At 72.2% G+C, this 18,597-nt stretch carries 20 protein-coding genes; 15 read left to right on the forward strand and 5 right to left on the reverse strand.

Going from position 1 to position 18,597, the window contains the following annotated elements; all coding sequences use genetic code 11:
• Positions 1 to 66: 66 nt before the first annotated feature.
• A complete protein-coding gene (locus ACWGIG_RS23810) occupies positions 67 to 234 on the reverse strand; it encodes a hypothetical protein (protein WP_453323675.1) in 168 nt (55 codons plus the stop codon).
• A gap of 309 nt (positions 235 to 543) precedes the next feature.
• On the opposite strand from ACWGIG_RS23810, the gene ACWGIG_RS23815 reads away from it, so the two are divergent.
• The 4 genes from ACWGIG_RS23815 (at position 544) to ACWGIG_RS23830 (ending at position 4,735) form a co-directional block, all read left to right on the forward strand.
• Positions 544 to 1,863 (forward strand): NYN domain-containing protein, encoded by a 1,320-nt coding sequence (locus ACWGIG_RS23815; RefSeq protein ID WP_453323676.1) that lies wholly within the window; start codon positions 544 to 546, stop codon positions 1,861 to 1,863.
• A gap of 100 nt (positions 1,864 to 1,963) precedes the next feature.
• The gene (locus tag ACWGIG_RS23820) at positions 1,964 to 3,037 is read left to right on the forward strand and encodes an ABC transporter ATP-binding protein (RefSeq protein WP_453323677.1); all 1,074 of its coding nucleotides are present in this window, start codon (positions 1,964 to 1,966) and stop codon (positions 3,035 to 3,037) included.
• Positions 3,038 to 3,048: 11 nt separating this feature from the next.
• Complete coding sequence (locus ACWGIG_RS23825; protein ID WP_453323693.1) at positions 3,049 to 3,864, forward strand: ABC transporter permease; 816 nt, start codon at positions 3,049 to 3,051, stop codon at positions 3,862 to 3,864.
• A 133-nt stretch (positions 3,865 to 3,997) separates the two neighbouring features.
• Positions 3,998 to 4,735 (forward strand): ABC transporter permease, encoded by a 738-nt coding sequence (locus tag ACWGIG_RS23830; protein ID WP_453323678.1) that lies wholly within the window; start codon positions 3,998 to 4,000, stop codon positions 4,733 to 4,735.
• A 288-nt stretch (positions 4,736 to 5,023) separates the two neighbouring features.
• On the opposite strand, the gene ybaK is transcribed toward ACWGIG_RS23830, so the two are convergent.
• From ybaK to ACWGIG_RS23850, 4 genes are all read right to left on the reverse strand, one after another.
• Positions 5,024 to 5,524, reverse strand: a complete 501-nt coding sequence (ybaK, locus tag ACWGIG_RS23835; protein WP_453323679.1) for a Cys-tRNA(Pro) deacylase — start codon at positions 5,522 to 5,524, stop codon at positions 5,024 to 5,026.
• A 17-nt stretch (positions 5,525 to 5,541) separates the two neighbouring features.
• Positions 5,542 to 6,315, reverse strand: coding sequence for an LON peptidase substrate-binding domain-containing protein (locus ACWGIG_RS23840; protein ID WP_453323680.1), 774 nt, complete (start codon positions 6,313 to 6,315; stop codon positions 5,542 to 5,544).
• A 5-nt stretch (positions 6,316 to 6,320) separates the two neighbouring features.
• Positions 6,321 to 7,442, reverse strand: a complete 1,122-nt coding sequence (locus ACWGIG_RS23845) for a hypothetical protein (protein ID WP_453323681.1) — start codon at positions 7,440 to 7,442, stop codon at positions 6,321 to 6,323.
• Positions 7,443 to 7,662: 220 nt separating this feature from the next.
• Positions 7,663 to 9,210, reverse strand: coding sequence for an oxidoreductase (locus ACWGIG_RS23850; RefSeq protein WP_453323694.1), 1,548 nt, complete (start codon positions 9,208 to 9,210; stop codon positions 7,663 to 7,665).
• A gap of 199 nt (positions 9,211 to 9,409) precedes the next feature.
• Here ACWGIG_RS23850 and hisD point away from each other — a divergent pair, with 199 nt between their 5' ends.
• The 11 genes from hisD (at position 9,410) to ACWGIG_RS23905 (ending at position 18,546) form a co-directional block, all read left to right on the forward strand.
• On the forward strand, positions 9,410 to 10,732 hold the full coding sequence (gene hisD / locus ACWGIG_RS23855; protein ID WP_453323682.1) for a histidinol dehydrogenase: 1,323 nt from the start codon (positions 9,410 to 9,412) through the stop codon (positions 10,730 to 10,732).
• Positions 10,729 to 11,835 (forward strand): histidinol-phosphate transaminase, encoded by a 1,107-nt coding sequence (locus ACWGIG_RS23860; protein WP_453323683.1) that lies wholly within the window; start codon positions 10,729 to 10,731, stop codon positions 11,833 to 11,835. Before hisD ends, ACWGIG_RS23860 begins: the two co-directional genes overlap by 4 nt.
• The gene (gene hisB / locus ACWGIG_RS23865) at positions 11,832 to 12,425 is read left to right on the forward strand and encodes an imidazoleglycerol-phosphate dehydratase HisB (protein ID WP_453323684.1); all 594 of its coding nucleotides are present in this window, start codon (positions 11,832 to 11,834) and stop codon (positions 12,423 to 12,425) included. Before ACWGIG_RS23860 ends, hisB begins: the two co-directional genes overlap by 4 nt.
• Before the next feature lie 4 nt (positions 12,426 to 12,429).
• The gene (locus tag ACWGIG_RS23870) at positions 12,430 to 12,597 is read left to right on the forward strand and encodes a hypothetical protein (protein WP_453323685.1); all 168 of its coding nucleotides are present in this window, start codon (positions 12,430 to 12,432) and stop codon (positions 12,595 to 12,597) included.
• A complete protein-coding gene (hisH, locus tag ACWGIG_RS23875) occupies positions 12,594 to 13,235 on the forward strand; it encodes an imidazole glycerol phosphate synthase subunit HisH (protein ID WP_453323686.1) in 642 nt (213 codons plus the stop codon). Before ACWGIG_RS23870 ends, hisH begins: the two co-directional genes overlap by 4 nt.
• A complete protein-coding gene (priA, locus tag ACWGIG_RS23880) occupies positions 13,235 to 13,978 on the forward strand; it encodes a bifunctional 1-(5-phosphoribosyl)-5-((5-phosphoribosylamino)methylideneamino)imidazole-4-carboxamide isomerase/phosphoribosylanthranilate isomerase PriA (protein WP_453323687.1) in 744 nt (247 codons plus the stop codon). Before hisH ends, priA begins: the two co-directional genes overlap by 1 nt.
• A complete protein-coding gene (locus ACWGIG_RS23885) occupies positions 13,975 to 14,388 on the forward strand; it encodes a RidA family protein (protein WP_453323688.1) in 414 nt (137 codons plus the stop codon). The genes priA and ACWGIG_RS23885 overlap by 4 nt, the downstream gene beginning before the upstream one ends.
• Positions 14,385 to 15,140: an imidazole glycerol phosphate synthase subunit HisF gene (gene hisF / locus ACWGIG_RS23890; protein ID WP_453323689.1), complete on the forward strand. Its 756-nt coding sequence runs from the start codon at positions 14,385 to 14,387 to the stop codon at positions 15,138 to 15,140. Before ACWGIG_RS23885 ends, hisF begins: the two co-directional genes overlap by 4 nt.
• 99 nt (positions 15,141 to 15,239) lie before the next feature.
• Complete coding sequence (locus ACWGIG_RS23895; RefSeq protein ID WP_453323690.1) at positions 15,240 to 16,451, forward strand: cytochrome P450 family protein; 1,212 nt, start codon at positions 15,240 to 15,242, stop codon at positions 16,449 to 16,451.
• 107 nt (positions 16,452 to 16,558) lie between these two features.
• Complete coding sequence (locus tag ACWGIG_RS23900) at positions 16,559 to 17,158, forward strand: winged helix-turn-helix domain-containing protein (protein WP_453323691.1); 600 nt, start codon at positions 16,559 to 16,561, stop codon at positions 17,156 to 17,158.
• A 14-nt stretch (positions 17,159 to 17,172) separates the two neighbouring features.
• Entirely contained in the window at positions 17,173 to 18,546 is a 1,374-nt protein-coding gene (locus ACWGIG_RS23905; protein WP_453323692.1) for an MFS transporter, read from the forward strand.
• Positions 18,547 to 18,597 lie beyond the last annotated feature (51 nt).

The raw sequence follows: 18,597 nt of genomic DNA on the forward strand, positions 1-18,597 counted from the left end.
CCACATAAGTGAGGCGCGCCCCCCGTGCACGGGGGGCGCGCCTCACTTATGTGGGACCGGTGGTGCTCAGTTGTGGCCGAAACGCCGTTGGTGCTTACGGGCCACGTCGGCCGGGCTGCCCTGCGCGGGGGGCTGGGCCGGCGCTTCGAAGGCGGTGCTCTTCTCCGACTGCTGCGAAGCCCTGTCCTGCGGTGTGGACTGCTGCTGCTTGCGGCTGTTCTTGTTCTTGGCCATGGAATGCCTCCTGAAAGGTCTAGGTGCCAGGCCGCGACCAGACTCACACAGTGGGACAGAAGGCGCATTTTGGATCATTGCTGTACGTAATCGGGCGCCGTGCGGAGTAATCGGCCACAACTTCCGCGCTAACTTCACTCTTCGCCACGCCGATGATCGAGTTCCGGCCGTTAAGCCCCGTGAGGTCGGGCAGACTCGATAGAAACCCGTATGCCTCTCGACCCTTGTCCTTTGTTTTCGAGTTCTTCACGCCTTTCGAAGAACTCAGCTTCGAACAATTTCCGAGGTTCCTGAAAGAGGGTGGAACGCGTGGACCGTTGCGTCGTCCTGGTGGACGCCGGCTATCTGCTGGGCGCCGCCGCGAGTCTGCTGGCCGGGGAGCCGGCCCGCTCGCGCATCACCGTCGACCATGCCGCCCTCATCCAGGGCCTGCGCGAGCGGGCCGTGGCCGATACGCAGCAGCCGCTGCTGCGCATCTACTGGTTCGACGGCGCCCCCGACCGCGTACCGCAGCCGGAACACCGGCGGCTGCGCGTGATGCCCCGGGTGACCGTGCGACTGGGGGCCCTGACCCGTAGCGACGGCCGCTGGGCGCAGAAGGGCGTGGATGCGGCCATGCACGCGGAACTCACCGAGCTGGCCAGAAATCGCGCCTGCTCCGACATCGTGCTGGTGACCGGGGACGGCGATCTGCTGCCCGGGCTGATGTCCGCCAAGGAGCACGGCGTCGCCGTCCACCTGTGGGCGGTGCAGGCCGCCGACGGCGACTACAACCAGTCCGAGGACCTGGTCGCGGAGGCCGACGAGCGCCGCGTCCTGGACCGGGTGTGGATCACCCGGGCGGTACGGGCCAAGGAGTACGGCGGCGTGTGCGCCCCGCCGCCGGTGCCGCGCCCCGAGATCGCCGCCATCCTGTCCGCACCTCTGCCGGAGTCCGCGCTCGCCGCCCAGGCGGAGGCGCAGGCCCGCGTCGAGGCACAGGCCCACGTCGAGGCACGGGCCCGGGTCGAGGCCCAGCGCTCCGAAGCCGCCCACAACGGCACCGCCGCCCCCAGGCCCCCTGCCCAGAACGGCTCGGAGGCCCCCGCCGCCGCCGCGGCCAAGGGCGTCCCCACCCCCAAGGACCTGGCCGGGCTGCGAGGCCCCGGCACCCAGCCCGCCCAGCACCCGCCGCACGCCGCGCACCCCCCGGCCGGCAGCGCGACCCTGCGCTGGTCGTCCGACAAGGGCTGGGTGGAGCGGCCGGGCGGCGGCGCGGCCCTGGGCGAACCCCCGGAGACCGCCTCGCTGCCCACCCTCGCCCAGCTCACCAGCGCCGAACAGCGCTGGGCGGACCGCGAGGAGGACATCACCACGGTCGGCGGCGACCCCTTCGAGGTGGGCCAGGTATTCGCCCGCCGCTGGATGGAACGCCTCCCGGAGCCCGTCCACACCCAGAAGCTGTCCACGATGTACCCGCGCATCCCGCACCGCATCGACGGCGAGCTGCTGCGGTACGCGGCCAGGTTCGGCCTTCTCGCGCACAAGGACGACCAGATCGACGAGCACGACCGGTACGCGATCCGGGCGGGCTTCTGGCGCGAGATCGACGTACGTGCGGCGGCCGAGCACGCGACGGTCGCGGACTGAGGACCGTCCGCACAGGGCCTGACGTGGGGCTTGTCGTGACACCGCGGACGTGGACCCCGGCGGCTTTCGGCGGGCCGGGGACCACGTAGGCTCGTTGCTCGTGAGTACGGGCACAGCGGACACCACGGACACGGGTCGGGAACCGCACGACAGGGCTGTCGTGTGTGCGGTCGACGGGCTGGTCAAGGTGTACCCCGCGGCCCGCGCCCGGCGCGGCGCGCCCGCCGTGCCGGAGGTCCGGGCCAGCGACGGCATCTCGCTCGGCGTGCGGCGCGGCGAGATCTTCGGCCTCCTCGGCCCCAACGGTGCGGGCAAGACCACCCTCGTGCGGCAGCTGACCGGCCTGATGCGGCCCGACGCGGGCACCGTCGACGTCCTCGGCCACGATCTCGTACGCCATCCGGAGCGCGCCTCCCGCCTGCTCGCCTACCTGGGGCAGGAGAGCAGCGCTCTCGACGAGCTGACCGTGTCGCTGGCCGTGGAGACGACCGGACGGCTGCGCGGACTGCCCCTGAAGCAGGCGCGGGCCGAGCGGGACGACGTACTCGAAGAACTCGGACTGACCCCGCTCGCGGGCAAGCCCCTGAAGAAGCTGTCCGGCGGGCAGCGGCGGCTGGCGTGCTTCGCGACCGTACTGGTCGGGGAGCGGCCGGTACTGGTCCTCGACGAGCCCACCACCGGCATGGACCCGGTCGCCAGGCGTGCGGTCTGGTCGGCGGTCGACCGGCGGCGGGCCGAACGCGGCGCGACCGTCCTGCTGGTCACCCACAACGTCATCGAGGCGGAGACCGTCCTCGACCGGGTCGCCGTCCTGGAGCGCGGTCGGGTCATCGCCTGCGACACCCCGGCCGGGCTCAAGGCGCAGGTCGCCGACGAGGTCCGGCTGGAACTGGTGTGGCGGGAACGGGCGCCGATGGACGTGCCCGAGGTCGCCGCCCTGCGGGGCCTCGGCGGCGTCGAAGGCTCGGGGGACGGTTCGGGCGACCGTGTACAGGTGTCCGGGCGCCGGTGGGTGCTCAGGCTGGCGCCGGACGAGGCGCGGGCCGCGGTCGCCGCGGTCACGGGAGGCGCGGCCTTCGCCGCCCTCGACGACTTCACGCTGGCCACACCGAGCCTGGAGGACGTGTACCTCGCGCTCGGCGGCGGACGTACGGAAGGGCTGGTCAAGGCGTGAGTGCTGGGTCGATCGAGGCAGTGGGGACCGCCGCACCGGCCGCGGTCGCCCGTACGGCGGTGGCGGAGGGAGCGGCGGAGCTCGCGCCGTCCGCGCGGTTCCTGCCCTCGCTGGCCGCCGTGTACCGGGCGCAGCTGTCGCGGGCCAGGGTGGCGCGCATCCCGCTGCTCTTCGTCGCGACCTTCCAGTCCGTCGGGATCATGATCCTGATGCGCGGAGTCGTGGACGGCGGCGGCGAGGCGCGGGCCGTGGTCGCCGGGTCGAGCGTGCTGGTCGTGGCGTTCGTCGCGCTGAACCTCCTGGCCCAGTACTTCGGGCAGCTGCGGGCGAGCGGCGGCCTCGACCACTACGCGACGCTGCCGGTGCCGCCCGCGTCGGTGGTGCTGGGCGCCGCCGCCGCGTACGCGTCGTTCACCGTGCCGGGGACGCTGGTCACGGCGGGCGTCGGATGTGCGCTCTTCGGGTTGCCGATGGGCAACGTGTGGGTGCTGGTGGCGGTGATCCCGCTCGCGGGAGCTGCCCTGGCCGGGCTCGGGGCGGCTCTGGGGCTGCTTGCCCCGCGCCCCGAACTGGCCACCCTGCTCGGCCAGTTGGGCATGTCGGCGGCGCTGCTGCTCGGGGTGCTGCCGGCGGAGCGGATGCCGGCGGTCGTCTCGTACGCGAGGGACCTGCTGCCGTCGACGTACGGGGTGGAGGCCTTCGCCAGGACCTTCGACGCGCATCCGGACTGGGCGGCGGTCGGTCTTGACCTGGGGGTGTGCGCGGGGGTGGGTGTCGTCTCGCTCGCCGTGGCCACGTGGGCGTACCGGCGCGCTGCGGTGCGCTGAGGGGATCGGTGGGGGTGCGGCGTCCGCGGGGTGGCCGTCCCGTGCGGCGTCCGCGGGGTGGCCGTCCGGTGAGGCGGGCCCGGGGCGGCCGTCCGGTGAGGCGGGGCTCGGCGGGGCCTGGCACGATGTCGGAGTGACCGCTCCTCTGACACCGCCTCACCAGCCCTCGCCCCACGACCCCTGGCAGACGCCCACGGCGTACGGCGACAAGTCCGGCTCCGCCGCCCGCCCCGCAGGGCCGGACGACCCCGATCTCGCGACGGACGTCCTGCGGGCCCTGGTCGTGCTGGTGGTGACAGCGGTGGCCGGGCTGCTGCTGGGGCTGCTGTGGGCGTGGCTGGCGCCGAAGGTGCCGCTCGTCTCGACCGACAAGGCGGTCTTCCTCAGGGACACCGAGGGCGAGGAGGCGGCGGGCGCTGACGGAACGTTTGTCCTGCTGTCCGTCGGCTTCGGGTTCGTCAGCGCGGCTCTTGCCTTCTGGTTCTACCGGCGCGGTGGGATTCCGCTGGTGATCGCACTGGCGCTGGGTTCGCTGATGGGGGCGTGGCTGGGCTGGATGGCCGGCGGCTGGTTCGGGCCGGCGGCGGACGTGGTGGCCCATGCGAAGGCGGTGGGGGCGGGGGTCGTCTTCGACGCCCCGCTGAAGCTGGAGGCGAAGGGGGCGCTGCTGGCGTGGCCGTTCGTGGCGGTGCTGGTGCACCTGGGGATCACGGCGGTCTGGGGGGTGCGGGATCCGGAGCCGGAGTTCGAGTGGGGGGCTTATTACGGGGTGCCGGCGGATTCAGGGCCGGGGGTGCCGGATTCCGGGCCGGGGGTGCCGGCGGATTCCGGGCCCGCTCCCGGGGCCGGCCCCGGGCCTCAGCAGGGTTAGGGCGGGGCCGCCGAGGCCAGAGCCGGGGGCGTGTCACGTGCGGGTGCGTCGTGGCTGGTCGCGCAGTTCCCCGCGCCCTTGCCGGGGCGCCCCGGCTCCTCGCGATGCCTGGAGGGGCGGTCCCGCTCGGGCGTCAGGCCGGGCGTTTGCCGTGGTTGGCTTTGTGTTTTTTGATGCGCCACTTGCGTTTGCGGGTCTTCTTGGACATGGCTTCACATCCCTCGGCTCGCGGTCGGACCGTGGAAACTAGCGGAGGGTGAGGGGTTCGTCGAGACCCTGGGACAGGCCCTACGGGCGTCCGATCGGGGCGAGGACGGCGGCGGTGAGCGTCGCCAGGTCCGCGGGGGACAGTTCGACCTCCAGGCCGCGGCGGCCCGCCGAGACGCAGATGGTGGGGTGCGCGGAGGCGGAGGCGTCCAGGACCGTGCGGAGCTTCTTGCGCTGGCCAAGGGGGGAGATGCCGCCCAGGACGTAGCCCGTCGTGCGTTCCGCCGCCGCCGGGTCGGCCATCGTGGCGCGTTTGCCGCCGACGGCGGAGGCGAGGGCCTTGAGATCGAGTGAGCCCGCGACCGGGACCACCGCGACCGTGAGCTTGCCGTCGACGTCGGCGACCAGGGTCTTGAAGACCCGGTCCGGCGTGACGCCGAGCGCCTGCGCCGCCTCCTCGCCGTACGACGCAGCCGCCGGGTCGTGCTCGTACGCGTGCACGGTGTAGGGCGTGCCCGCCGCCGTCAGCGCCACCGTCGCAGGGGTGCCGCCCGTCTGTGCGGACTGCTTCTTCTTCGCCAACGTAACGGTCCCTGGGGTCAGTTGGGGCAGGTGGGTGCGCGGGTGAGGGCTTCCGCCGGGATGGAGGGGAGGTGGCGGACGATGGCCGTCTCGGTGCGGAGGATGGTCAGTTCCTCGCGGAGGCGGGTGGCCGTGTCGGGGGCCTGGAGCAGGCGCTGGCGGGTCGGGGTGTCGAGCATCGTCGCCGCCGCGACCAGGTAGGAGACGACCGAGGGCTCGTCGGGGAGGTCGGCGGCCGAGGTGAGGGTCGCCTCGCGGGCGCCGGCGAGGCGCTTCTGGTACGTGCGGAAGGCACGCAGGACTCCCTCGGCGAGGGCGCCCGCCTCGTCGCCCTGCTCCTCGTCGAGTTCTTCGAGCTCGGCCATCAGATAGGGGCCGCTCGCGTCCACGGAGAGGAGCTTCACCCGCTTCGTACCGGTGGCGAGGACCTCGAAGCTGCCGTCCTCGCGTTCGCGGATCGTCGCCGCGTCCGCGACGCAGCCCACCCGGTGGAACGCCTGGAGGGGGTCGGCGCCGAAGCCCGCCGCAGGTCCCTGCTCGGTCACCGCCGTCGGGTCGTCGGGCATGCCCGTCGCGGTGCGGGCGACCTCGCGGCCGTCGCGGATCGCGACGACGGCGAACCGGCGCGGTTCGTCGTCGTCGGAGTCGTCGTCGGCGCCGTCCCCGGGGGCCGACTTGAGCAGGTCGCGCATCATGGCGCGATAACGCTCCTCGAAGACGTTCAGCGGCAGCACGAGGCCCGGGAACAGAACCGAGTTCAGCGGAAAGAGCGGCAGTCGAGCGGTGGTCACAGCGGTCAAGCGTAATGGCCGTCGGACCTGCTCCGGCCTGGAGTCCACCGACGGACCCCCACCGGCTTCGTACGGCCCGCCTCGGGCACCGCGTCGGAGGCCGCCCGGGACCGGGCCGCGTACCGCAGTTCGAGGAAGCGGCCGAGCGGGTCCTCGTCCGGTGCGCCCGAGGCGGGCGACGCCCAGGGGAAGGACGTCGCGTACGGGCCGATCAGCCGGAACTGCTCCAGCGCCTCGGTCCACCGCTCCCTGCTGACCAGTACGTACGCGAGGAGGTTGCGCACCTCCGCCGCCCACGGATCGCCGGGCGCGTACTCGGCGGACAGCGCGATCGCCAGGTCGGCGGCCCTGTCGATCCGGGCGGTCAGCCGGGTGGCCGGCGAGGCGGGCGACGGCGGGGCAGGCGGGGCGGACGAGGAGAGCGGGGCGGGTGGGGCAGGTGCACCTTCCGGCAGCAGGGCGAATGCCGCGCGGACCGGCAGCGCCTGGATCAGTGAGCCGGGCAGCGCGTCCTCGGCGGCCTGCTCCGCGAAGTCGAAGCATTCGCGGTGTGTCGAACCCTGCGCGGCCAGGTACTTCAGGGCCGCCACATGGCAGCCGTAGTGGTGCGAGGAGCGCCGCACGGCCTGTGCCCACAGCGCCTCGAACGTGTCGTGCGCGGCCAGCGACCCGCGGGCGTGGTCCAGCGCGATCCGCCACGGCACCGGGTCGTACGGCGCGCCCGCGGCGGCTGCGTCGATCAGCGGCCCGGCCGGGCGCAGCCGGTCGGCGGGGGACGGCGACTCCAGCGCCCTGCGCACCTCCAGCTCCGCCTTGACCAGGAGGGCGTCCGGGTCGCCGGGGGCGGCCAGCAGCCAGTCGGTGAGCCAGTCCTGGCGGTGGTGCGCGAACGCGGCCAGCCGGAGCGTGTACCGGTCGCGGTCCTCCCACTCGGCCCGCTCGCGGGTCGCCGCGAGCAGCGCCGAAGCCGGTGCGTACGTGCCCTGGGCGGCGGCGACGAGCGCCGGGGCGATCCGCTCGTCGGGGGCGTCGAGCAGCAGATCGTCGTCCGTCGGCAGTCCGGAACCGGGCTCGGGGGAGCGACGGGCCAGGCGGGCGGAGCTCAGCAGCGCACGAAGGATTGACATGGTTCAACTATTCAAATCCGCAGGTGAGCGGGGTGCCAGTAGCGGGCTGTGAAGCTTTGGTAGCGGCGGGAAGGTTGTACTGACCTCGGTCAAGGGACGGTAAAGAAAGCGGGTGGACGGAGAGCGCAGGGGGAGGGGGTGTGGCGTTGGTGGGCGGGGGCGGTGAATGTGCGGCGACCGGCAGATCCCCGCAGCCGCGCCCTCGCCCCGGCCCCGCCCTTCAGCCCCGTCGCAGCAGCCGCGAAGCCCCCGCCGCCACCGTCGTGGCGAGGATCCAGCCCAGCAGGATCAGACAGGCGGACGCCCACTGCCACATGCCCTCCAGCCGCCAGTAGCCGTCCTGGCCGAGGTTGATGACGGGGACCAGGAGGTCGAGGGCGAACAGCGGGGCGCTCCACTGCGGGTGTTCGTCCGGCTTGATGGGGGCGGGGTCGTGGCGGGAGAAGGCGAGCGTGCCCGCCGCCCACAGCACCAGCATCCACAGCGCCGCCCGCCCGGGCCGGTAGCCGTACGCCACCGTCCAGTCCTGGACGACGCCCCACACCTTTCCGGCCAGCGGCAGCGTCTCGCGTCTGCGCCGCTGCTTGGCGAGCAGCACCTCGCGGGCCTCGGAGTCCTCGCCGCTGTTGCGTTTGACGGCGGCCAGGCGCTCGTACGGTTCCGGGGCGTACTCGGGGGTGGCCGCCGTCACCCACTCCAGCCTCCTGGCGAGCGGGAAGTGGCCGAGCGGGACCAGATTCTCGTACACGAAGCCGCCCATCGAGAGGCCGCCGGGCCCGGGCCAGCTCGTCGACTTGTCGACCAGCGTGATGATCTTCGCGCCGGACAGGACCACCTTCCCGCGCTCCGGGCGCTCGCCGAGGAACCGCAGTTCGGGGGTCTGGATGCGGCGCAGCGACAGCTCCTGGTCGTTCTCCATCGTGAAGCGCGCGTCCTGGAGGTCGACCGCGTCGCCGAACCGCCCGTCGTCGAGACGCAGCCCGCCCTGGCACTCGAAGCGCTGCATGCGCATCCCCCGGGCGGGCGTGGCCCCCAGGCCCTGGCCCAGGCCGTACGGAGGCGTGGTGTTGCCGTACGTCTGCGAGAACAGGCCCGCCGGGGTCAGGTAGAGCGACCGCTCGACGGTCAGCTGCGGGGCGTTCAGCGCGCGGCGCCCGTACGGATTGCTGAGGCGGCTGCCGCGCAGGCTCAGCGACACGCCGATCTTCGCGCCCCGCAGGGAGATCTCGCCGCGCGTCTCGATCAGCTCCGCCTGGAGGTCCTGCGCCACCGACAGGCCGTCCGCCGCGATGGACCGGCCGCGCCGGTCCCGGTGCACGACGATCTGGTTGATCAGGAGGTCGGTGCCGATCTGGGCGTCGGTGAGGCGCATGCCCTTGGCGATCCGGCAGCGGGGGAGGTGCAGATCGCCCTCGGTGTGCAGCCGGGCCGCTTCGAGCCGGGGGATCGAGCAGCCGACGAGGCGCAGTGTGTTGAACCGGCACTCGGGGAGCAGCACCTCGCTGTCGAAGCGGCAGTTGTTCATTTCGACGTACGGGGCGACCGTCCCGCCGGACAGGTCGAGCACGCCGGTGATCTGCAGCCCGCTCAGCTTGAGCGCCGCCACCCGCCCCGGCCGCGCGTCCGGCCCGCTGAGCAGCAGCAGCGCGACCACCCTGGCGCGGACACTGCGCTCGGGGCCCCAGGGGCGGCCGGTCATCGGGTCGTCGCCCAGCGGTTCGTGCACCCGCAGGTCGTAGGGGCTGCCGTTGCGGAAGGCCTGCCACATGCCCAGCTCCGCCGCGCTGAGCCAGTCGGGCGCCTCCGGATCCTGCTGCGCCTCGGTCACTCGCGCCGCCTCCCCTTCGATCCTGTGCGTGAGGATCTGAACGCTAGTGGTCACCAGTGACACGCGGGACCGCCGTGGCCTGTATCAGTCGGTGATACGGGCGACCGGTGGCCGGAAGAGGTCTGAGAGAATTGGTCCCGTGATCTCACGAATCGATCTGCGCGGCGGTGCCCTCCCCGAGGGCGGCGCCCTGCGCGACCTGCTGCCCCGAGCCGACTTCGACGTGACGGCCGCCCTGGAAAAGGTGCGGCCGATCTGCGAGGACGTGCATCATCGCGGCGACGCGGCGCTGATCGACTACGCGAAGAAGTTCGACGGCGTCGAGCTGCGTCAGGTCCGGGTCCCCGCGCAGGCCGTCGCCGACGCGCTGGAGAAGCTCGACCCCGAGGTCGGGGCCGCCCTGGAGGAGTCGATCCGGCGGGCCAGGCTGGTCCACCGCGAGCAGCGCCGCTCCACCCGCACCACCCAGGTCGTGCCCGGCGGCACGGTCACCGAGAAGTGGGTGCCGGTCGACCGCGTCGGCCTCTACGCGCCGGGCGGCCGTTCCGTCTACCCGTCGTCCGTGATCATGAACGTGGTCCCGGCGCAGGAGGCGGGCGTCGAGTCGATCGCGCTCGCCTCCCCGCCGCAGGCCGACTTCGGCGGCCTCCCGCACCCGACGATCCTCGCCGCCTGCGCGCTGCTCGGCATCGACGAGGTGTACGCGGCCGGAGGCGCCCAGGCCGTCGCGATGTTCGCGTACGGCACCGAGTCCTGCCCGCCCGCGAACATGGTGACGGGCCCCGGCAACATCTGGGTCGCCGCCGCCAAGCGGTACTTCACCGGCCGCATCGGCATCGACACCGAGGCGGGCCCGACCGAGATCGCCGTCCTCGCCGACAGCGCCGCGGACCCGGTGCACGTCGCCGCCGACCTGATCTCCCAGGCCGAGCACGACCCGCTCGCCGCCGCCGTCCTGGTCACGGACTCCGTCGCGCTCGCCGACGCCGTCGAGCGGGAGCTCGTCCCCCAGGTGGAGGCCAGCAAGCACAAGGCCGACCGGATCGCCCCCGCGCTCGCCGGGCGGCAGTCCGCGCTCGTCCTCGTGGACTCCCTGGAGGACGGCCTCAAGGTCGTCGACGCGTACGGGGCGGAGCACCTGGAGATCCAGACCGCCGACGCCGCCGCCGTCGCCGACCGGGTCCGCAACGCGGGCGCGATCTTCGTCGGCGCGTACGCCCCGGTCTCCCTGGGCGACTACTGCGCGGGCTCCAACCACGTGCTGCCCACCGGCGGCTGCGCCTGCCACTCCTCGGGGCTCTCGGTGCAGTCCTTCCTGCGCGGCATCCACGTCGTGGACTACTCGCGCGAGGCCCTCGCGGACGTCGCGCACCACGTGGTGACGCTCGCGGAGGCGGAGGACCTGCCGGCGCACGGTGCGGCGATCAAGGCGCGCTTCGAGTGGAAGGTGCCGAACAAGTGACGCGTATCGACGACCTCCCCATCCGCGACGAGCTGCGCGGCAAGTCCCCTTACGGGGCGCCCCAGTTGGACGTTCCCGTACGGCTGAACACCAACGAGAACCCGTACCCGCTGCCCGAGGCCCTGGTCGACCGGATCGCCGAGCGCGTCCGTGAGGCCGCGCGCAGCCTCAACCGCTATCCCGACCGGGATGCGATCGAGCTGCGTACGGAACTGGCCAAGTACCTGACGAAGACCGCCGGGTACGACGTCACCGTCAAGCACCTCTGGGCCGCCAACGGCTCCAACGAGATCCTCCAGCAGCTCCTGCAGACCTTCGGCGGCCCCGGACGCACCGCCATCGGCTTCGAGCCCTCGTACTCGATGCACGCGCTCATCTCGCGCGGCACCGGGACCGGATGGATCTCCGGGCCCCGCAACGACGACTTCACCATCGACGTCGAAGCGGCGAAGAAGGCCGTCGCCGCGCACAAGCCCGACGTCGTTTTCATCACCAGCCCCAACAACCCCACCGGCACCGCCGTCGAGGCCGACACCGTCCTCGCCCTGTACGAGGCGGCGCAGGCCGCCAAGCCCTGTCTCGTCGTCGTCGACGAGGCGTACGGCGAGTTCAGCCACCGCGCCTCCCTGCTTCCGCTGATCGAGGGCCGCCCGAACCTGGTGCTCTCGCGCACCATGTCCAAGGCCTTCGGCGCGGCCGGACTGCGCCTCGGCTACCTCGCCGCCGACCCGGCCGTGGTCGACGCCGTGCAGCTGGTGCGCCTGCCGTACCACCTGTCCTCGGTCACCCAGGCCACCGCGCTCGCCGCGCTGGAGCACACCGATACGCTGCTCGGGTACGTCGAGCAGCTCAAGGCCGAGCGCGACCGCCTGGTCGCCGAGCTGCGCGCCCTCGGTTACGAGGTCACCGACTCGGACGCCAACTTCGTCCAGTTCGGGCGCTTCGACGACGCGCACGCCGTCTGGCAGCAGATCCTCGACCGGGGCGTCCTGGTCCGGGACAACGGCGTACCCGGGTGGCTGCGGGTCACGGCAGGCACCCCCGACGAGAACGACGCGTTCCTGGAAGCGGTACGCGCCCTCAAGAAGGAGCAGAGCAGATGAGTCGCGTCGGACGCGTGGAACGCACGACCAAGGAGACCTCGGTCGTCGTCGAGATCGACCTCGACGGCACCGGCAAGGTCGACGTCGCGACGGGCGTGGGCTTCTACGACCACATGCTCGACCAGCTCGGCCGCCACGGCCTCTTCGACCTCACGGTCAAGACGGACGGCGACCTGCACATCGACACCCACCACACCATCGAGGACACCGCCCTCGCGCTCGGCGCCGCCTTCAGGCAGGCCCTCGGCGACAAGGTCGGCATCTACCGCTTCGGCAACTGCACCGTCCCGCTGGACGAGTCCCTCGCCCAGGTCACCGTGGACCTCTCGGGGCGCCCGTACCTCGTGCACACCGAGCCGGAGAACATGGCGCCGATGATCGGTGCGTACGACACGACGATGACCCGGCACATCTTCGAGTCCTTCGTCGCGCAGGCGCAGATCGCGCTGCACATCCACGTGCCGTACGGGCGCAACGCGCACCACATCGTGGAGTGCCAGTTCAAGGCCCTGGCGCGGGCACTGCGCTACGCCGCCGAGCGCGACACGCGCGCGGCCGGCATCCTCCCGTCGACCAAGGGTGCCCTGTAATCCCATGACCGGCCTCAACACCGTCCTCATAGTCGTCGGGCTGTTCCTGCTCGGCGGCGTCATCTCCTTCTCCAAGCAGAAGATGCCCAAGGGCGTCATCGTGCTGCTCGGCCTTGCCTCGGTGATGTGCATCGTCGCGGGCGTCATGCGTATTCAGGGACTCTGGGAATGACGAACATGAAGAAGGTCGTCGTCTTCGACTACGGCTTCGGCAACGTCCGGTCCGCCGAGCGGGCGCTGGCCCGGGTCGGCGCGGACGTCGAGATCACCCGCGACTACGACACCGCGATGAACGCCGACGGGCTGCTCGTGCCCGGCGTCGGCGCGTTCTCGGCCTGCATGAAGGGGCTGCGCGAGGCGCGCGGCGACTGGATCGTGGGCCGCAGGCTCTCCGGCGGACGACCGGTGCTCGGCATCTGCGTCGGCATGCAGGTCCTCTTCGAACGCGGCATCGAGCACGGCGTCGAGACGTCGGGTCTCGACGAGTGGCCGGGCGAGGTCGCGCCGCTCAAGGCCGACGTCGTACCGCACATGGGCTGGAACACCGTCGACGCGGCCCGGGACTCGGAGCTGTTCGCGGGCCTGGACGCCGACGAGCGCTTCTACTTCGTGCACTCCTACGCCGTCCACGACTGGTCGCTCGAAGTCACCAACCCCGCCATCCGCGCCCCGCGCGTCACCTGGGCCACGCACGGCGAGCCCTTCGTGGCGGCCGTCGAGAACGGTGCTCTCATGGCGACCCAGTTCCACCCCGAGAAGTCCGGCGACGCCGGAGCCCAGCTGCTCACCAACTGGATCGGAACCCTCTGATGCCTGCGCAGTCCCCCCGCCACAAGCTCGAACTGCTGCCCGCCGTGGACGTACGGGACGGCCAGGCCGTCCGCCTCGTGCACGGCGAGTCCGGCTCCGAGACCTCCTACGGCTCCCCGCTGCAGGCCGCCCTCGCCTGGCAGAAGTCGGGCGCCGAGTGGCTGCACCTGGTCGACCTGGACGCCGCCTTCGGCACCGGTGACAACCGGAAGCTGATCGCCGAGGTCGCCGCCGCCATGGACATCAAGGTCGAGCTCTCCGGCGGCATCCGCGACGACGCCTCCCTGGAGGCGGCCCTGGCGACCGGCTGCAAGCGGGTCAACCTCGGCACGGCCGCCCTGGAGACCCCCGAGTGGGTCGCCAAGGTCATCTCCCGGTACGGCGACAAGATCGCGGTCGGCCTGGACGTGCGCGGCACCACGCTGCGCGGCCGTGGCTGGACCCGCGACGGCGGCGACCTGTACGAGACCCTGGCCCGCCTCGACTCCGAGGGCTGCGCTCGCTACGTCGTCACCGACATCGCCAAGGACGGCACCCTCCAGGGCCCCAACCTGGAGCTCCTGAAGAACGTCTGCGCCGCCACCGACAAGCCCGTCGTCGCCTCCGGCGGCGTCTCCTCGCTCGACGACCTGCGCGCGATCGCCTCGCTGGTGCCGGACGGCGTCGAGGGCGCGATCGTCGGCAAGGCGCTGTACGCGAAGGCGTTCACCCTGGAAGAGGCGCTGGAGGCGGTGTCCCGATGAGCGACTCCGTGCGACGCGTGGCGACCGGCGCGCCCTGGGAGGAGCAGTTCGGCTACTCCCGGGCCGTCGAGCTGCCGGGCGGCCTTGTCCTGGTTGCCGGTTGCACGTCGGTCGTGGACGGTGTCATCGACGCGGGGACGCCGTACGAGCAGACGATGACCGCCTTCGGCGTCGCGGAGAACGCCCTGAAGGAACTGGGCCTGACGCGCGCCGACATCGTCCGCACCCGTATGTACCTCACGCACGCGCGCGACGTCGACGACGTGGGCCGCGCCCACAAGGAGCTCTTCGACCGGATCCGCCCGGTCGCGTCGATGCTGATCGTCTCCGGCTTCGTCGACCCGTCGCTGGTCGTCGAGGTCGAGGTGGAGGCGTACCGGGGGGCCGCGTCTTCCGGAGGTGCCGCATGAGTCTGTCCGTACGGGTCATCCCCTGCCTCGACGTGGACAACGGCCGCGTCGTCAAGGGCGTCAACTTCCAGAACCTGCGCGACGCGGGCGACCCCGTCGAGATGGCCAAGCTGTACGACGCCGAGGGCGCCGACGAGCTGACCTTCCTCGACATCACCGCCTCGTCCGGCGACCGCGAGACGACCTACGACGTGGTGCGCCGCACCGCCGAGCAGGTCTTCATCCCGCTCACCGTCGGCGGCGGCGTCCGCACCGCCGAGGACGTCGACAAGCTGCTGCGTGCCGGGGCCGACAAGGTGGGCGTGAACACGGCCGCCATCGCCCGCCCCGACCTCATCCGCGAGATCGCCGAACGCTTCGGCCGTCAGGTGCTCGTCCTGTCGGTCGACGCACGCCGTACCCCCGGCGGCTCCTTCGAGGTCACCACGCACGGCGGCCGGCGCTCCGCCGGCATCGACGCCGTCGAGTGGGCGCACCGGGCCGCCGAGCTGGGCGCGGGCGAGATCCTGCTCAACTCGATGGACGCCGACGGCACCAAGGACGGCTACGACACCGAGATGATCGCCGCCGTACGGGGGCACGTCACGGTCCCGGTCATCGCGAGCGGCGGCGCGGGCAGGCTGGAACACTTCGCTCCGGCCGTCGACGCGGGCGCGGACGCCGTTCTCGCCGCCTCCGTCTTCCACTTCGGCGACCTGCGGATCTCCGAGGTCAAGTCGGCGCTCGGAGCGGCCGGACATCCGGTGCGCTGAAGGTAATTCTTTCGTACAACTGTCGCGAAACTGGCTGTGGCGGAAGATCGCCGGTGACTAGCGTTCCCCCTCGGAAAGTCCTACCGAGGGGGAACCGTCATGTCATTGCCCAGGCCGCCCGTCGAACTGCTGGAACTCAGCCCCGACTTCGTCACCGACCCCTACCCCGTCTACGCCGAGCTCCGCGCACAGGGCCCCGTGCACCGGGTGCTGACCCCGGAGGGCGAGGACCTGTGGATCATCGTCGGGCACGAGGAGTGCCGCGCCGCCTACGTCGACCCCCGCTTCAGCCGTGACTGGCGTACGTACGGACATCTCGCGCCGCAGCTGCCCGCGTACGCCTACGGTCCCGGCAACTCCCACGTCCTGCTGAGCGATCCGCCGGACCACACCCGGATGCGCCGACTCGTGGCCCGTGAATTCACGCCACGCCGGATCGAGGCCCTGGCGCCGCGCGTGCAGCAGGTCACCGATGCCCTGATCGACGCGATGGAGGCGGACGGCGCACACACCGCCGACGTGATCGACGCGCTCGCCTTCCCGCTCCCGATGACCGTCATCTGCGACCTGCTCGGGGTGCCCGACCTGGACCGGGACTCCTTCCGCGGCTGGTCCAACGAGGTGGTGGCGCCCACGAGTCCGGAGGCGGAGGTGGCCGCGTACGGGGCCGCCATGCCGTATCTGACCGGGCTCATCCAGGCCAAGCGCAAGGCCCCCGGCGAGGATCTGCTCAGTGCGATGATCCACACCGCCGACGAGGCGGGCGACCGGCTCAGCGAGGACGAACTCCTCTCGATGGCCTTTCTGCTGATCGTCGCCGGGCACGAGACGACGGTGAACCTGATCGGCAACGGGCTGCGGGCGCTCTTCAACCACCCGGACCAACTCGCCCTGCTGCGGGGCGACATGGACGGGCTGCTCGACGGTGCGGTGGAGGAGATCCTGCGCTTCGACGGCCCTGTGGAGGGCTCGACCCCGCGCATCGCCCGCGAGGACGTCGAATTCGGCGGCGCGCACATCCCGGCCGGGTCCTCGGTGGTGATCGTCATGGCGGACGCCGACCGCGACGGCACGCGCTTCGACGAGCCCGCCCGGTTCGACATCCGGCGTGATGCCCGCGGCCACATCGCCTTCGGGCACGGACTGCACTACTGCCTGGGCGCCCCGCTGGCCCGGCTGGAGGGCCGCGTCGCGCTCCGTACGCTGCTGGAGCGTTTCCCCGGTCTCGCGGCCGAAGGGTCGCCCGACGCCGGACCGTGGATCCCCGGGCTGCTGATCAGGGGAGTGCGCAAGCTGCCCGTGCGCTGGTAGCCGGCCTGGCGACGGGTCGCTAAGTCCCTTTTGAGGAGGGCGGGTTGGGGAGAAAAGTTGCGCAAAGAATATTGCGCAACTTTCCTTTCCTTCTTTACTGTGCGCACATGGCACCGGAATCCGAACGTCCGGCCGAACCCCGGCGCATCACCGACCTCGACGCCCTCAAGGTCTTCACCCACCCCCTGCGCATCAATCTCTACCGCGCCCTGTTCACGGGGGGTGCCGCCACGGCCTCGCACCTGGCCGACGAGGTCGACGAAGCGGTCTCGCTGGTCAGTTACCACCTGCGGAAGATGGCCGCGCACGGCTTCATCGTGGAGGCCCCGGGGGAGAGCAGCGACGCCCGGGAGCGCTGGTGGCGGGTCGAGCGCGGATTCACCTTCCGCAACTCCGACTTCGGCGACGAGCCGGAGAGCGTGGCCGTCGTCGGCGAGGTGACCCGGCAGCTCCTGCGGGCCCGTCAGGAGCGCTACGACACCTACCTCCACCACAGCGCCAGTTGGGGCAAGGAGTGGGGGGACGCGGCCTTCAACTGGGAGTACATGCCCCGGCTCACCGCGGCAGAGTTCCATCAACTGTCCGAAGAAATACGTGAGTTGATCGTCTCCTACCGGGAACGCGGACTGGCCGCCGAAGCGGCCGGTGACACCGAGGGACGCGAGCAGGTCTCCGTCCAGCTGTTCGGCTTTCCGTTCCGTCCCTGAGAGGGCTTGCAGCGATGACTGAATCACGTGTGGATCCGGCGGACGCGGCGGATGCTTCCGACACCGCGGACGGTGCGGGTGGTTCCGGCGACGCGGATGCCTCGGGTCCGTCGGCCGCGGCGGCTGCGGGCAGACCCGCCCACCGGGACGGCAACGTCCTGCGCTGGCTCGGCGCGTACGCCGCATCGCTGGTCGGCGACAGCATCTACTTCCTGGCGCTCGGCTGGGCGGCGGCCCAGGCGGGCAGCCCGGCCGAGGTGGGCCTGATCCTGGCGGCGGGCGCGGTGCCCCGGGCGCTGCTGATGCTCGGCGGAGGCGTGATCGCCGACCGCTTCGGCCCGCGCCGGATCGTCATCGGCTCGGACGCGGTGCGCTGCGCGGTGATCATCGGCATCGCGGCGGCCCTCCTGCTGACCGGCCCCGCCGTCTGGCTGCTGGTGGTCGTCGCGCTGGTCTTCGGGGCGGTCGACGCGCTGTTCCTGCCCGCGGTGGGCGCGCTGCCGCCCCGCATCACGGACCCCGACCAGTTGGTACGGGTCCAGGGCATGAAGGCCCTGACGACCAGGTTCGGCGGCATCGCCGGCGCACCCATCGCCGGTCTGGCGATGGGACTCGGCGGACCGGCGGCGGCGTTCGCGGTGGCGGGCGGGCTGTTCGCGGTGTCGCTTGCGCTGCTGGTGGCGGTGCGGATCGCGCCGTTGCCGGAGGCCGAGAAGGGGAGCAAGCAGGAGGCGGGCACGGCCTTGGCCGCGGAGCCGGAGCGCTCCCCTTCCCTCTGGCGGGATGTGACGGACGGCTTCGGCTACGTCAGGCGGCACCGGCTCGTCGGGCCGCTCATCGTCTCCAACATCCTCTTCGAACTGGGCGGCATCCCCCTCATCAACGTCGGCGTCGTCCTGCTCTCCTCCGAGCAGGGCTGGGGCGCGACGGGCATCACCTGGATCGTCGGCGCCTTCAGCGCAGGGGCGGCGGGCAGCGCCCTGCTGCTCACGGTCCTGGGACGGGTGCCGCACGCGGGCCGCGTACGCCTGACCGCACTGGCCGGCGGATCGGTGCTGGTCTGCGCGCTGGGTACGGTGCCGGAACTCGTCTGGGCGGTGCTGGTGGCCGTGCCGATGGGAGCGCTCGTGGCGATGAGCGGGGGACTGACGGCGGGACTGGTGCAGACGGCCACCGCCCCGGCCTACCTGGGCCGGGTCTCGTCCCTGACCTCCCTGGTCAGCCTGGGGATCGCCCCGCTGGCCTACCCGCTGGTGGGACTGGCGGTCGGGGTGTGGGGCGTGGGGCCGGTGTTCGTCGGGTGCGGGGTGCTGTGCCTTTCGGCGGCGCTGGTGGGGGTGGGTTCCCCGGAGGTACGGGGCGCGGAGCTGCCGGTGGCGGTCCCCTAGCCCCCGGTACCGCCGCCTCCTTGGGCGGCGGGCCCCCGCCCTCACGACCGC

It is taken from the genome of Streptomyces sp. NPDC054863, from assembly GCF_053610825.1.